Origin of the sequence: Celerinatantimonas marina (assembly GCF_046054165.1) — a bacterium.
Taxonomy (GTDB): domain Bacteria; phylum Pseudomonadota; class Gammaproteobacteria; order Enterobacterales; family Celerinatantimonadaceae; genus Celerinatantimonas.
Genome location: NZ_JBFNXK010000005.1, coordinates 198,938 through 212,374, shown reverse-complemented (window position 1 = coordinate 212,374; position 13,437 = coordinate 198,938). Strand labels below are relative to the sequence as shown.

7 protein-coding genes are annotated in these 13,437 nt (G+C 42.4%); all 7 read left to right on the top strand.

Going from position 1 to position 13,437, the window contains the following annotated elements:
• Positions 1-4 precede the first annotated feature (4 nt).
• On the top strand, positions 5-352 hold the full coding sequence (locus ABUE20_RS07535) for a Grx4 family monothiol glutaredoxin (protein WP_408619265.1): 348 nt from the start codon (positions 5-7) through the stop codon (positions 350-352).
• A 104-nt stretch (positions 353-456) separates the two neighbouring features.
• The gene (locus ABUE20_RS07530) at positions 457-2,124 is read left to right on the top strand and encodes a DEAD/DEAH box helicase (protein ID WP_408619264.1); all 1,668 of its coding nucleotides are present in this window, start codon (positions 457-459) and stop codon (positions 2,122-2,124) included.
• A 106-nt stretch (positions 2,125-2,230) separates the two neighbouring features.
• Positions 2,231-3,601: a D-alanyl-D-alanine carboxypeptidase/D-alanyl-D-alanine endopeptidase gene (dacB, locus tag ABUE20_RS07525; protein WP_408619263.1), complete on the top strand. Its 1,371-nt coding sequence runs from the start codon at positions 2,231-2,233 to the stop codon at positions 3,599-3,601.
• 307 nt (positions 3,602-3,908) lie between these two features.
• Complete coding sequence (locus ABUE20_RS07520; RefSeq protein ID WP_408619262.1) at positions 3,909-5,321, top strand: sodium-dependent transporter; 1,413 nt, start codon at positions 3,909-3,911, stop codon at positions 5,319-5,321.
• A 164-nt stretch (positions 5,322-5,485) separates the two neighbouring features.
• Positions 5,486-8,095, top strand: coding sequence for an aminopeptidase N (gene pepN / locus ABUE20_RS07515; RefSeq protein ID WP_408619261.1), 2,610 nt, complete (start codon positions 5,486-5,488; stop codon positions 8,093-8,095).
• A gap of 155 nt (positions 8,096-8,250) precedes the next feature.
• On the top strand, positions 8,251-8,472 hold the full coding sequence (locus tag ABUE20_RS07510) for a DUF2835 domain-containing protein (protein ID WP_408619260.1): 222 nt from the start codon (positions 8,251-8,253) through the stop codon (positions 8,470-8,472).
• A gap of 127 nt (positions 8,473-8,599) precedes the next feature.
• Positions 8,600-13,426 carry an NAD-glutamate dehydrogenase gene (locus ABUE20_RS07505; RefSeq protein WP_408619259.1) on the top strand — a complete coding sequence of 1,609 codons (4,827 nt, stop codon included), beginning with the start codon at positions 8,600-8,602 and terminating at the stop codon, positions 13,424-13,426.
• Positions 13,427-13,437: the final 11 nt, after the last annotated feature.

Here is a 13,437-nt window from a genome sequence, read left to right as displayed (position 1 = left end):
TGTTATGGAGACCATTGATCGAATCAAACAGCAGATTGGTGATAATCCGATTTTACTTTACATGAAAGGTTCCCCGAAATTTCCGGCTTGTGGTTTTTCTGCTCAAGCTGTTCAAGCTTTGATGCAGTGTGGGGAACGATTTGCGTATGTCGATATTCTGCAAAATCCCGATATTCGGGCTGAATTGCCTAAATATGCAGATTGGCCAACTTTTCCTCAATTATGGGTTGAAGGCGAGCTTGTTGGGGGATGTGACATCATTCTTGAGATGTTCCGCGCTGGTGAATTGCAGACCATGCTTACCGAAACAGCCGCAAAACATGCAGATGAGCCAACAAAATCCGCTGAATAATCAATGCACTATTGGTTAGTAACATGATTTAAACAAATTCTGGGAGACATTCGTCAGATAAACGCGTATAGTGCCTCCCTTTTATCACGAAAGGTATGCACAGTATGACTGACATTTGTTCAGGCTTTGCTCAATTTTCACTACCATCAGAGATTTTAAGGGCGGTTGCCGAGCTCGGTTATACTGAACCATCCCCAATTCAAGCACAGACGATTCCATTACTGCTAGACGGTCACGACGTGCTTGGCATGGCTCAGACCGGAACCGGCAAAACTGCTGCCTTTTCTCTGCCTTTATTAGCACGTATTGATGTGGATGTAAAACACCCACAATTAATGGTTTTGGCTCCAACTCGCGAACTTGCCGGGCAGGTGGCCGAATCAATCGAACAATATGCAAAACAAATTCCTCATTTAAAAATTCTTGCTCTTTATGGCGGTCAGGATTACGGATCGCAATTGCGGGCATTACGTCGGGGGAGTCAGGTTATTGTAGGGACTCCTGGGCGTGTGATTGATCATATTGAACGCGGATCATTAAAATTAGATGGTTTGAAAGCGTTGGTTCTTGATGAAGCCGATGAAATGTTGCGCATGGGATTTATCGATGATGTTGAAACCATCATGGCACAAACACCTGCGGAACGTCAGACTGCATTGTTTTCAGCGACAATGCCATCAGTCATTAAAAAATTGACTAAAAAATATATGCGCGATCCAAAAGAGATTAAGATCGCGGAGAAAACAGAAACGGTGGCCAATATTAAGCAGGGCTACTGGATGGTCAATCGCTATTCTAAGCAAGAAGCATTAGCGCGTATTGTTGAAATGCAAGATAACGCAACGATCGTATTCGCTCGGACAAAACAGGCCACTGTTGAGTTAGCCAGTGCGATGGAAGCGAGAGGTTTTCGTAGTGAGGCTCTTAATGGTGATATGAGTCAGAACTTGCGTGAACGTGCCGTTGAACAGTTAAAAAATGGCAAAATTGATGTTGTTATTGCAACCGATGTAGCTGCGCGTGGCCTTGATGTTGAGCGTATCGGTTTAGTTGTAAACTATGATATTCCTTTTGATACTGAAGCTTATGTGCATCGTATTGGCCGTACAGGTCGGGCAGGACGTTCCGGTGAAGCGGTGCTTTTTGTAGCACGCCGTGAAAAACGAATGTTATTCCAGATTGAACGGGCAACTCGTCAGAAAATTGAAGAAATTCAATTACCTACAGCTAAAGAATTAGAACATCGCCGTTTAGAGCGTTTTAATGCGCATTTGGGGCAGCTGGGTGAATCTGAAAAATTGGCTGATTATCAGGAATTGGTCCGAGATTTAGCGGAACAAAATGATGGTTCAATGGAAGAGTTGGCCGCCAAATTACTGATGATCGCGCAGGGATCTCGTCCATTAAAAGTAGCAGAGCCACCCGCTCAAGATTCATCTAATGCTCGAGTTCGTCGGCCGCGGCAGAGCCAAGGTCGTACTGCTGCTGTACATAGCCGAGGTGAACGGCGTCGTAATCAACCGACTGCGAATGTTCCAATGGAACGCTATCGGGTTGAAGTTGGACGTAATCATGGTGCTCAACCTAAGCATATTGTGGGTGCAATTGCCAATGAAGCTAATATTGAAAGTCAGTATATAGGCCGAATTGAATTGTTTGATGATCACAGTACAGTTGAATTGCCAAAAGGGATGCCGGACAATGTCTTCCAAGATTTAAGCAAAACTTATGTGAAGCAGCGTAAACTGCGTATTCGCCGAGTTGAGCAGTAAGAAGCTATCCGTTTCCATACAGAAAGGCAGTGAAAACTGCCTTTCTTTTTATCTGCACTTTGTTAAGCTCAGTGGGTCTTGGCTGCTTAAGTAAAGGAAATATAGAGTGCGGATTGTGATTGGGGGATTGTTATTACTTATCAGTACACTGGCTGTCGGTCGTGGTCTGGAACCCAATGGGTCATTGGTTGTTACGCAGTCTTCTTGGCAACATCAAAATACACAGTATTTAGTGAAACCTGCTAGTTTGATGAAACTCGTGACGGCCACCGCCGCCTTGAGTCAGTTGGGGGCTGATTTTCACTTTAATACAGTACTTGAAATCAACGCATTTAGCTCTTCTCAGGCCGATATCCGGCTTATTTTCCAAGGTGATCCTACTTTAACACTGACTCAACTCCAGACCCTTTTGTCTCATTTAAAGCAAGCTGGAATCCGTTCGGTTCGTCATTTTTATATCGATGATTCTATTTATTCGGGTCATCCTTGGGGAATTGGTCAGGTTTGGAACGATCATGGGATCTGTTTTGCCGCTCCGGTGTCGGCCATTATGGTGAATCGCAACTGTATTCTCGGTAACTTAAAACCGACTCAGAGTGGGCAGTTAACGCGATTACATACGCAAAATTATGCAGGTGTTAGTTTTGATAATCAGGTTATTACGGGTGATGTAGGTCAATTAAAATGTGAACCTTTATTAATGGCGACTAGCCATAATCATTTTGTCTTAACCGGTTGCCTTCCTAAGCAAAATGGGGTGATGCCATTAGCCTTTTCAGTCATGGATCCAAGGTTATATATACAGGCAATTGTCACGAAGTATTTTAAGCAGAATGAGATAAGCTGGTCTCATCAATTGATGTTTAATAAAGGGCATTTGGCTCGGGTGACGCAGCAGTGGTCGAATCAGTCCAAACCGCTGTCTGAATTGTTAAAAGAGATGCTCAAACATTCAGATAATTTAATCGCGGATAGTTTGTTTAAACGACTTGGCGTGGCGGTTGACGATAGCCAATCGGGAAGCTATCAAAGTGGTGCGGAAGCGGTTTGGCAGATATTGGCGAAATATGGGATCCAGAAATCAAATCAGATTCTCATGGATGGTTCAGGCCTGTCTCGTGAAAATTTATTATATGCCGATACACTGTATAAGGTTTTACAGTTATGGCAAAACCATGTGCGATTTCGCCCTTTGATTGATGATCTGCCTGTGGCGGGTGTCGATGGTACATTACGGTATCGACACGCTTTGTTAAAAAAACCGTTTGTCAGTCACGTTTTCGCTAAGACCGGATCAATGGCGGGCGTTGCAAACTTAGCCGGATACATTCAGAAGGCACATCAACTGCGGCCTTTTGTGATGTTAGCCAGCCAGCTTGCGGATACAGATCCTAAATTATCCAGTACTGAATTGATCCAAATTTTTGAGCAGAATTTCTTGCAAAGTGGATTTAATGCATTGCCAACAGTGAAATGACCAATAAGCGAATGATGTGGTGCGCTCTAATTATGCACAATTTTAGTATATTTATTGTCAAAATAGATATAAATGTGTAGATGACAAGAGAGTTAGTTGTAAAAAGAACAGTTTTTGTTCGAATAATAAACCAGCACAATTTATATAATAAGAAATTTATACTAATTTTTATATTTTTATTAGATAGTTTATCCAAATTATTGCTCTTATATGCCTGAATTCTATTATTTCCTACCGCTTTATGGTTAGATCACGCGTGAAAAACAGGTACGAACTATATAATTCTAAGGAATAGTGAAACTATCTCATGACAAATACAACATCGGTCAGCAACCGCTGGTCCAGTAAATTTGCTTATGTTCTTGCTGCAACAGGTGCCGCAGTTGGATTAGGAAACCTCTGGAAGTTCCCTTATATTATGGGGGAAAACGGAGGCGGGGCATTTGTCCTCGTTTATCTTATCTGCATTGTTCTGATTGGTATTCCAGTGATGATGGCAGAAGTTTATATTGGTAAAGAAGGTCGCTCTACACCGGCCCATGCAATGGCTAAAGTAGCCCAAACCCATGGCTTGTCAAAACGGTGGGGGTTAAACGGTGCAATGGCTGTCATTGCCGGATTTTTGATCCTGAGCTTCTATGCCATGATTGCCGGCTGGGCGGTTGCATATATCTATTACTCTGCGGACGGACAAGTTTCAGCAGCAGCCGGAAATGCTGATGTTATTGGAACGGTTTTCTCGGGGTTATTAGGATCAGCGAGTAAGCTCATTCTGTTTACGACAATTGTTATTGTTGCGGCTGTTTATGTGTTATCCCGAGGTGTGAACAAAGGGCTTGAACAGGCTGTGCGATATTTGATGCCTGCATTGTTTATTCTGCTGGTTATTGTCATGCTTTACTCTTGTGCCACCGGTGATTTTGCGGGCGCATTTCATTTCATGTTTTATCCTGATTTCAGTAAGCTGAGTTTTAATGGGGTGATCATTGCGTTAGGGCATGCCTTTTTTACATTAAGCTTGTCTTTGGGCATCATGGTCATGTATGGAGCCTATTTGCCAGAAGGGACTTCTATTGCTAAAACATCAGTTGCCATTGCTGTTGCGGATACGGTTGTTGCATTAATTGCTGGATTGGCCATTTATCCTGTGGTGTTTGCGCATCATATTGCACCTGGTGCTGGCCCTGGATTATTGTTCAAATCGTTACCCATCGCGTTTAGTAATATGCCAATGGGTGGTTTCATCTCAACACTATTCTTTATCATGGTGACTTTTGCAGCATTCACATCTGTGATTGCATTGTTTGAATCTCCAGTTGCTTATTTTGTTGAACGTCGAGGGATGAGCCGTACTGGTGGTGCAATTGTCTGTGGTATTTTGATTTGGTTATTAAGCCTCGGCTCAATCTATTCGATGACGGGAGCTGATTGGGCTACCCCTTCTAAATGGGCTATTTTTGATTTCGCCGGTGCTCAGAATCTATTCGGAGTGATAGGACATAGCTTCTTTGATATCCTGGATTATGTGACTGCGAATATCATGCTCCCGGTAGGTGGATTTGTGACTGCTATTTTTGTGGGATGGTTTATGAAATCTGAAAAACGGACGGCCCGCAGTTTTGAAATGCAGCGTGGATTTGGGCACTATCTGATTTGTGTCCGATTTATTTCACCGCTTGCCATCTTATTGGTCTTTCTAAATGCAGTTGGTGTTTTGTAAGCAGAATTGGGTATCGTTTACCATAAAGAACCGGCTGAATGCCGGTTCTTTGTTTTTTACGTCTATACAGATCTTAACAATATGGAATGTATCGCTGTTTTAGGTTGCTGACAAAATTAGTTTGATTACACTAGAGACATATTCTCATTGCTATAGGATTTGGTATGTCTGCACCTGTCGCTAAATATCGTAAAGACTATGTTGCTCCTGCGTTTACAACCCGTCATGTCGATTTGGATGTGAGACTGGATGATCATCAAACTCAAGTTGTTGCTTCGCTGGATATAGAACAAATCAAGCCTGGAGAGCCATTATTACTGGATGGTGATGTCTCCATTAAATTGGTGAGTCTGAAAGTAGATGGTCAAGAGTATTCTGATTTCCAGCGCACGGATACAGGTTTACAGATTCATGGGCTAGGTTCTTGTCAGTTGACACTGCACACCGAAATTGATCCTAAAAATAATACGGCCTTAGAAGGTTTATATAAGTCCGGAGCTGCATTTTGTACTCAATGCGAAGCCGAAGGATTCAGACGTATTACATTTTATCAAGATCGTCCGGATGTGTTAGCCACGTTTACAACGCGTATTGAAGCTCCTCAAGAGGCGTATCCATTTTTATTATCTAACGGGAATAAAATAGGATCAGGGACCCTCGCGAATGGTTACCATTGGGTGCAGTGGCAGGACCCATTTCCTAAGCCTTCTTATTTATTCGCATTAGTTGCGGGTGATTTTGATCAGTTACAGGATTCGTTTATAACCCGAAGTGGTCGGTCGGTCGCACTGGAAATTTTTGTAGATAAGGGCAATTTACATCGGGCGCATCATGCGATGGCGTCGCTTAAAAATGCGATGCGTTGGGATGAAGAGCGCTTTGATCTTGAATATGATCTTGATATTTACATGATTGTCGCCGTTGATTTCTTCAATATGGGGGCCATGGAAAACAAAGGCCTGAATGTATTTAACTCCAAATATGTTTTGGCTAGCCGGGATACGGCAACCGATCAAGATTTCATGGGGATCGAATCGGTGATCGGGCACGAATATTTTCATAACTGGACCGGTGATCGCGTGACTTGTCGTGATTGGTTTCAACTGTCTTTAAAAGAAGGATTGACTGTCTTTCGGGATCAGGAATTTAGCTCAGATTTAAATTCTAGAGCGGTGCAACGCATTAATAATGTCCGCATTTTACGCAGTCGTCAGTTTGTTGAAGATGCAGGCCCAATGGCTCATCCTATCCGTCCTGAAAAAGTGATCGAAATGAATAACTTCTATACCTTAACAGTTTATGAAAAAGGTGCAGAAGTGATCCGTATGATGCATACCTTACTTGGAGAGCCAGGTTTTCAGGCGGGTATGAAACTTTATTTTCAGCGGCATGATGGGCAGGCAGTGACTTGCGATGATTTTGTGCAAGCGATGGAAGATGCTTCAGGTGTGGATCTGAAAATTTTCCGCCGGTGGTATTCGCAGTCAGGCACGCCCATTTTAAACGTTACGGATCAATATGATCCAGAGCGTCATACTTATACACTAACGCTTAATCAAGTGACGCCACCAACCGCGGATCAAACAGATAAATTACCATTGCATATTCCAGTTGATATCGAATTACTTGATTCTGAAGGCCATATCATGCCGCTAAAAGGGTGTGAGAATGAGCGAAATGGTTCGGTGCTTAGTCTGATGCAGGCGCAGCATTCCTTTATATTCAATGAGATATCAGAACAACCCACACCTTGTTTATTGCAACATTTTTCTGCGCCAGTGAAGTTGAATTTTGCATATAGTGATGAGCAATTGCTGCAGATTACTCAATTCGCCAGTGATGACTTTTGTCGCTGGGATGCATTGCAACAGTTGATCCATAAATATGTGCGTCTTAATGTGGCTCATTTTGAAGCAGGGCAGAATTTTGAGTTACCAGAGGCCTTTGTTGATACGCTGCGAGGAGCGTTACTTGATGAGAAAATGGATCCGGCATTAACCGCATTGCTATTTGCATTTCCAACAACCCGTGAATTGGTCGAGTTATTTGATGTCGCTCAGATGCAGTTAATTCAAGATGTACGGAATGCATTCTACCGGTATATCGCTCAGCAGTTAGAAGATGAAATTTTGGCGGTTATTCGTCAGGCGAGTCTCTTGGATCAAGGTGAGCTAGAAGCGCAACAAGCGGGATGGCGAAGCTTAAAATCTCAATTACTAAAATTCGCCGCTTATATTCAACCCGAGTTGATTGCCGATGAATATTATCAGGCTCAAACGATGACGTTAGCTCTGGCTTCGTTAAGTGCAGCTAATCAGGCGCAATTAGCGGTGCGTGATGAGCTTATGCATCATTTTGAGCAAAAATGGCAGCATGATGGGCTGATCATGGATAAATGGTTTGCGCTGCAAGGGAGCTATGAAGGGGCCGATGTATTAGAAAGGGTAAAAGCTTTATTGCATCATCCGAGCTTTAGTTTGAGTAATCCCAATCGACTGTATTCACTCATTGGTAGCTTTACGAATGAAAATCCAGCTGCATTTCATGCGGATGATGGGAGCGGTTATGAATTTTTAGGGGACATTCTAACGCAATTGAATCGCTCTAATCCTCAGGTGGCATCGCGTTTAATTACGCCATTGATCCAATTTGGACGACTCGATGAAGCTCATCGACTTAAAATCAAAATAGTGTTGGATAAACTAATAGCGTTACCGGATATCAGTAAAGATTTATATGAAAAGTTGGAAAAGGCACTGGCTTTATTCAAATAGAAATTCAACAGGAGCTTAGGCTCCTGTTTTCATATATCAAGTTATTTTTAGATGAGTTCGAATGAACTGGGTGTGCTCAGGATCTTGGCATCAGATCTTATGTCTCATAACCGCATAAAATGAACTATTGATTATCCAAAATAAGCGGATTTTACATGCAACAATTTCTTTTTAGTCTATCGGTGAGCTATGAAGATTATCTTCGTGTTTACCAGGGAACTGCCAAAAATATTATTGTGACCTGTGATAATGGGCTAACACTGCAATTGCCAGCAGAACGATTTAGACCTTTTGTATCGCAATTGGGGGTTATCGGTCGATTTCGACTGACAACGGATAACAATCATAAATTCAAATCATTGGAGAAAATAATTTAACAATTTGACAGATGCTTGAAAATGGAATTTTCATACCCCTTGGAAGCTTGTTTTAAGTGGGCCTTTTTATTGAAGCACTCTACACTTTAATTGAATCAGTTGGGTTGTACTAAATAAGGATTATGCAATGTCAAAAGCGCATGTATCATCGGTCTTGTTAGAGAAAGTTTATCAGATTGTTGAACGCAAATTATCTGATCATGAAGCTCCTTTAGCGATTGATTTTATGAGTCGCATGTTTAACGGCTTGTCGAATGTTGATTTAGCGCGCCATAGCGACAGTGATTTGTATGGTGTCGGCATTAGCCTTTGGAATTCACTTCAGGATACACCCGCCGGACAACGCTATATTAATGTCTATAATCCCGAGTTGTCTCAGGATGGTTGGCAGTCTGCTCACACGGTTGTTGAAATTGTCGTGAACGATCAGCCATTTCTGGTCGACTCGCTTCGTATTGCCTTAAATCGTCTCGGAATCAATGCGCATCTTTTTTTACATCAGCCCATGGCCATTCAGCGCCAGTCCAATGGATTAGTTGAGTTCATCTGTAAAACAGCAGAGCGTCAGGATATCCCTCATCAAACGGCGATTATCATCGAGATTGATCGGCAATCTTCATCAGAAATGATTGACCGGCTTAAAGAGGAACTTTCTCAGGTTTTAGAGGAAATAATCTACATTGTTTCTGACTGGAAACCGATGTACCAAAAATTACTCACCTTGTCAGAGGAATTATCCGGTGCAGCTGAAAAACTCAGGTTAGATTTTTCTCAGGAATTAGCGTTTCTTCGTTGGTTAGGGAATGACAACTTTACCTTCATGGGATATTGCTTCTATGCGTTGGAACCGGTAGCGGGGGATTATCATTTAACGTTGGGTAATGAAGAGCCCTTGGGGCTATTTCGCGGTAATATTGAACAGCGTACGGTTGTCCTTTCTGAACTGCCGGATGATGCCCGTAATTTAGCATTGAATAAAAATCCACTTGTTTTAAATAAAAGTCGTTATCGTTCCCGAGTTCATCGTCCGGCTTATATTGATCATGTCGGAATCAAAGCCTTCAATACCAAAGGTGAGGTCATTGGAGAGCATCGCTTTATTGGTCTATATGCATCCGTAATTTATAACCATAGTGTGATGGAGATCCCCTTGATCAATGAAAAAGTGAATCGGATTATGGAAAAGTCCGGATTGTCACTGGGGTCCCATGCTTACAAAGCACTTCTGAATTTTATTGAAACTTATCCTCGTGATGAACTGATTCAGGCCAATGAAGATGAATTATTGGAAACGGGGATCCATGTTTTTCAGATCCAAGAACGTGATCAGGTCAAATTGTTTATTCGTCGGGATATTTATGGGCGATTCTATTCATGTCTGGTTTACACCACCAAAGAGCGCTTTAACACAGCATTCCGTGAAAAAACCCAATCGATTCTAAAGGAATATTTTAATGGGGTTGGAGATGTGGAGTATACGACGTATTTTACCGAAGGCGCATTAGCCAGAACGCACTATTTAGTGCGTGTTGATAATTTACGAACTGATATTAATTTAGCGGAACTGGAGCAGAATTTGATTGAGGCGGCGCGTTCATGGGATGATAAATTGTTTGATTCACTGATTGCCAATTTTGGTGAAGATGAAGCCCATCGTTTAGCTCAAAAATATCAGTCATCGTTTCCCCGTTCCTATAAAGAATCAGTGATGCCAGGATCTGCCGTTGCGGATTTACTGCAGCTGGAGCAATTAGCAGGTGAAGAACAGTTAGGAATGCTGTTCTATCGCCCTCAGGAAGAAAAACGCAGTAGTGATCAGGTACACCTTAAATTATTTCATCGAGGGGCTCCTCTGTTTCTTTCAGATATTTTGCCGATGCTGGAAAATATGGGGCTGCGAGTTATTGGGGAATCGCCTTATCAGATCCATTCTCAGGATGAACAGAATTATTGGATTCTAGAATTTGCGATGTGTTATACCGGGCAGGGAACATTAGATCTTGAGCAGCAACGCAATAACTTTCAGGATGCACTAGCCTTAATTTGGAAAGGACAGTTAGAAAGTGATGGATTCAACCGATTAGTGCTGCAGGCGAGCTTGAGTGGGCGTCAAGTCGCATTATTAAGAGCTTATGCTAAATATATGCGCCAAATCGGAGTGAATTTCAGTCAGCAATATCTTGAAGAAGCCCTTTCCCGTTATCCTAAATTAGCTCGTCAGTTAATTGACATTTTTAGAGTGCGTTTGGATCCAGATGGTTATGACTTAGCAAAAGAAAAATTATTATCGGACCAGCTGATCGAAGCACTTGATGGGGTCGATAATTTAGATGATGACCGAATTATCCGACGATTTTTGGAGCTTATTCAAGCGACAATTCGAACCAATTATTATCAGCAGGACGGTTGTAAGCCTTACATTTGTTTTAAATTTTTGCCTGAATTAATCAGTGATATGCCAGCGCCCAAACCTAAATATGAAATATTTGTATATTCCCCGAGAGTTGAAGGGGTGCATTTGCGGGGAGGTAAAGTCGCCCGGGGGGGGCTCCGCTGGTCGGATCGTAGAGAAGATTTCCGGACGGAAGTTTTGGGATTGGTGAAAGCACAACAAGTTAAGAATACCGTAATTGTTCCAGTAGGGGCCAAAGGAGGTTTTTTCTGCAAGCAACTTCCATCGAGTAATGATCGTGATGCATGGCTAAAAGAAGGGATCGAGAGTTATAAAACGTTTATCCGAGGATTGCTCGATATTACAGACAATATTGTTGCTGGTGAAATCGTTCCACCGCCTCAGGTGATTCGGCATGATGACGATGATCCTTATTTAGTGGTTGCGGCCGATAAAGGTACGGCTACTTTTTCGGATATTGCGAATAGTATTAGTGCGGAATATGGATTTTGGATGGGGGATGCGTTCGCTTCCGGCGGTAGCCACGGCTATGATCATAAAGGTATGGGGATTACCGCCCGAGGTGCTTGGGAATCGGTTAAACGACATTTCCGGGAACTGGGACTTGATTGCCAGCGACAACCGTTTACTTGTGTTGGTATCGGCGATATGGCGGGTGATGTATTTGGTAATGGGATGTTGCTTTCTGAGCAAACGCAGCTTATTGCCACGTTTAACCATATGCATATTTTTATTGATCCGAATCCAAATCCGGAAAGCTCATTTAAAGAACGTCAGCGATTGTTTAACCTCCCTCGTTCAACTTGGGCCGATTATGATACGACGCTTATTTCAAAAGGAGGTGGCGTTTTTGCCAGAACGGCAAAATCAATTAAATTGACCCCGGAAATACAGCTCGCATTAGGTACTGAACAGACTCAGCTTACGCCGAATGAATTAATTCAAGTTATTTTGAAAGCACCGGTTGATCTTATCTGGAATGGTGGGATTGGAACCTATATCAAATCAACTCAAGAAAGTGATATCGATGTGGGGGATCGGACCAATGATCCAGTTCGAATCAATGGAGTCGATGTTCGGGCCAAAGTGATCGGTGAAGGTGGAAACCTTGGGCTCACTCAGTTAGGTCGAATTGAATTTGCTAGCAATGGTGGACGATTAAACACCGACTTTACGGATAATGTCGGTGGGGTTGATTGTTCTGATAATGAAGTCAATATTAAAATTCTATTGAATTCACTGGTTTCCAATGGGGATTTAACCGAAAAACAACGCAATAAAATTTTAACTGAAATGACCGATGATGTCGCTCAAATCGTGTTACGCCATGCTTACCGTCAAGGACAAAGCATCAGTATTACGGAATCATTAGGGCAAGGGGTTGTGAAAGAGAATATCCGTTTTATTCATGATTTAGAACGAAACGGATGGCTAGATCGATCGTTGGAGTTTTTACCGAGTGATGATGAATTAAGTGAGCGTTTTGCCAATAATCGAGGTTTCACTCGCCCTGAACTTGCTGTCTTGGTTGCTTATGCCAAGATGATTTTGAAGCAACAACTCAATACTGAAGAGTTAACACAGAGTGATTATTTTCAGAAGGTACTGGTTGATTCATTCCCCCCGTTACTTCAGCAACGTTATCAATCGGCAATGGCTGCACATCCTTTGAAAGGTGAAATTATTGCTACACGACTGGCGAATCAGATTGTTGATGATATGGGATTTAACTTCGTTTTCCGGTTAATGGATGATACCGGGGCGAGTGCTTCAGAAATTTGTATCTGCTATGTGATGAGCCGAGAAATATTTGGGATCCGCCAACTTTATACCGAATTGGAGCAACTGGATAATCAGGTCCAAGCGAGTATTCAACTTGAGCTGATGGGAAAAGTTCGTCGATTAATGCGTCGTTCGGTCCGACGTTTCTTACGGCAGCGAAATCGTAAACTAACGATGGATGAGCAGATTTTACGTTATCGGCCTACTTATGAAACTTTGGTGAGTTCACTTTCCGAAGTTCTTGTCCCTGAAGAAGTTCAGGAAATCAACGATAAGGTTATAGATTGGACGGAGCAGGGCGTGCCTGAATCGGTGGCAATGAGTGTGGCACAGCTCAGTTCGGTATTTGCCTGTTTGGATATTGCTGAAATCAGTGAACATGTTGAAAGCAGTACCTATTTTGTCGCGGATTTATACTTTAGCTTAGGAGCTGAAATGGGATTGCACTGGTTTCTTAACCAGATTCTGGCACAGCCCGTTGATAATCATTGGCAGGCATTAGCGCGAGCCTCTTTCCGTGAAGAACTCGATTGGCAGCAGCGAGTTTTAGCTAGCCATGCGATTCTCTGGCTAGAACAACAACAATTGGAGGTTTATCCAGGTGTGTATCGCTGGCGGGATGCTCATGCTTCATTAATTGGCCGATGGGAACATATGCTGGCTGATTTTAAAACATCAACAACCCATGAATTTGCAAAATTTTCAGTATTATTGAGAGAACTCAATTTATTGAATTTAAATTGTGCAGATTTAGGGTAAACTATGCCCCC